2 protein-coding genes are annotated in these 2,634 nt (G+C 58.8%); both read right to left on the bottom strand.

The genetic code is table 11. From position 1 onward, the window contains the following. A partial coding sequence (locus ABJK56_RS17505) for a glycosyltransferase family 2 protein (RefSeq protein WP_347245967.1) occupies positions 1-503 on the bottom strand: 503 nt, incomplete at its 3' end. 5 nt (positions 504-508) lie between these two features. Beyond that, the coding region (locus ABJK56_RS17510) for a bi-domain-containing oxidoreductase (protein WP_347245968.1) at positions 509-2,634 on the bottom strand (2,126 nt) is incomplete at its 5' end.

The raw sequence follows: 2,634 nt of genomic DNA on the forward strand, positions 1-2,634 counted from the left end.
GCCGTCGCGTCCATGAGACGCAGGCCAGTTGTTACGTCTGTCGCCCAGATACCGCAGAGTGCATAAGCCGCGACGCTCGCGGTTCTGAGCATCAGCTTGCGGTGGAATGGCATGTCTACGGCTCGGCCTATGAAGCGTGATCCAAAGACGATATTAGCATTCACCTCTCGAAGTGTTGCCAAGAGGAGAGGTAAATCTTCAGGTTGGTGTTGACCATCGGCATCGAATGTGGCCACATACTCGGCATTCTGCCGAATGGCGAAGCTGATCCCGGTTTGTGTGGCTGCACCAGCACCCAGATTCACCGGGTGGCGCAGAACCCAAACGGGATATTGGAGGGCCACCTCGGCCGTGTTGTCGGCCGAGCCGTCGTCCACGACCACCACGGATCGGGCCACCTCGAGCAGGCCCTCGAGGGTGTGGCCAATCCGCGGGGCCTCGTTATAGGCCGGTACCACCACAAAACAGGAGTCAGGTAACCTGGAATCGGCAGTGCTATTCATGGTCGTCAGCTTCCGCGAAAACTCTGGGCTGCCCCGGCCGCCCACAGCGTTGTGAACGTGACCTGGATCAAACTTTCCGGTGACATTGCCTCCCGAGAATCGTTTAAGCTGTGCAAAAAAGCACGGACGGCCGCTTCATGCCCTTTGTCGGCCGTCCACAGCTTTTTCCTATAGCGTCGGGAGCCGTCGTCCAAAAGCAGCGTCTTAAAATCCTCGAGCACGGCTGAGCACCCCCCGGCATGTACTTCAATGCGCTCTTTACTAAAGCCCGGGGAACCAGTCGTTGTATAGATAAGATGGCAGACAGAACCATCTTTATATCGGACTAAAAACTGGCCATCGTCGCGGGGCGAAACTCCATTTGGACTAAGGCGTTGCAGATCGGTCGGTTCTGAATCCGTCAAAAAGGCAAAGAAGTCGAAAAAGTGACAGGCCTCCCCGATGATGCGACCGCCTTCAGCCGGGTCGGCCAGCCAGTGATCGGGCGGAATCAGTCCGGCATTCACGCGATAGGTCACGCTTAGCGGGCCCCGCCCTTGGAGAAACTCTTTCAGTTTCTGCGCCAAAGGGGCAAACCGGCGATTGAAGCCCACCATCAGTCGGCCGCCGGTTTCTTCCAGTGCCCGCTGCACGTCAAGCAACTGTTCCATGGTGATGGCCAGCGGTTTTTCGCAAAAGACAGCCTTGCCCGCCCGTAATGCCGCGCAGACCATTGGGGCGTGCTGCGAATGCCGGGTGACAATGAACACGACATCCGTACCGGTGTCCCGAAAGGCTTCCTCTGGATCAGTGGCAGCCCAGACGAAACCGTATTTTCGTCCCACCGTTTGGGCCGTCACCCCCGAGGCAGTGACAATTCCGCGAAACTGGACCTGGGGTAGCTTCTTTAAAATGGGCAAAAGGACCCCCTGAGCGAAATTCCCTGCTCCGATAAAGGAAACGCCGAGTGTTGCCTTCCGAATGGGCTGGAGAACTGTCGGTAACTCAATGCGCCGGGGAGGGGTGGTCTCTCGGGTGGGATAAGTGAGAATAATCCCCAGGTAAGGCTCTTTACCACGAAGCATTAATTCAAACGCTTCGGTCGCACGGTCTATTGGGAACCGGTGTGTTGTCAATAAACTCGGCCGAATAGATCCAGACGCGACTAATTCTAAAAATGCCTGTAAATTACGTTGTTCCGTCCAGCGAACATAGCCCGGCGGATAGTCGTGACCGTGCTCTTCATACTCCGGATCGTAACGCCCCGGGCCATAGGAGCGGGAGACAATAAAAGTGAGTTCTTTTTCGTAGAATGGCTTTCGCGGGATATTCATCCCTGTGACGCCGACCATAACCACCCGAGCGCGATCCCGTGCGAGTTCGGCGGCCAGCTCCACCGGGGTGTTGCTTGCCGTGGCGGCCGTGATGACGACGGCATCGGCCCCCAGCCCGTGAGTCCAATGGTGGATCGCAGTAACGCGCGCCGAATCGGGAGGAAGGGCCAGTGACGCACCACACTCGAGGGCCAAGTCACAGCGGGCGGCAATGGGGTCCAGGCCCGCGACATGGCAACCTGCGGCCTTAAGAATTTGCACAGCAAGCTGCCCTAAAAGCCCCAGCCCGATGACGACTACGTATTCGCCCACGCGAACATCGGCGTTGCGGATTCCTTGAAGGGCAATCGCCCCAAGCGTGGCATAGGCGGCGTCTTCCGCGGAGACACCTTCGGGGACGGGAGCGGCCAGCAGTTCGGGCACGGCATTGTATTCGGCATGATTGGCCACTCCGGCCCCGGCACAGGCGACGCGCTGACCCGCGCGGAATTGTTTAACTTCCGGCCCGATCGCCACGACCTCTCCAGCCGCACTGTAGCCAAGGGGCAACCAGCGGTCGAGCTGCTGTTGGACGCTGCGGAGGGTGGCCCACAGGCCATCCCGCTGGAGTTTGTGGAGGACTTTTTTTACGAGATCGGGTCTCGCGCGAGCCTTGCCAAGAAGGCCCTTGCGGGCAAGCTGGGCGACCATCCGCTCGGTTCCGGCGGAAATGAGCGAGGCCTCGGTGCGGACCAAGAGGCGGTTCCCACCTACCTGCGGTGGAGGAATATCGGCGAGCTCTAACCGGCCATTACGAAGGTTTTGGAGGAGTTGGTACA

The organism is Thermogutta sp. (genome assembly GCF_039793925.1).
Lineage (GTDB): Bacteria > Planctomycetota > Planctomycetia > Pirellulales > Thermoguttaceae > Thermogutta.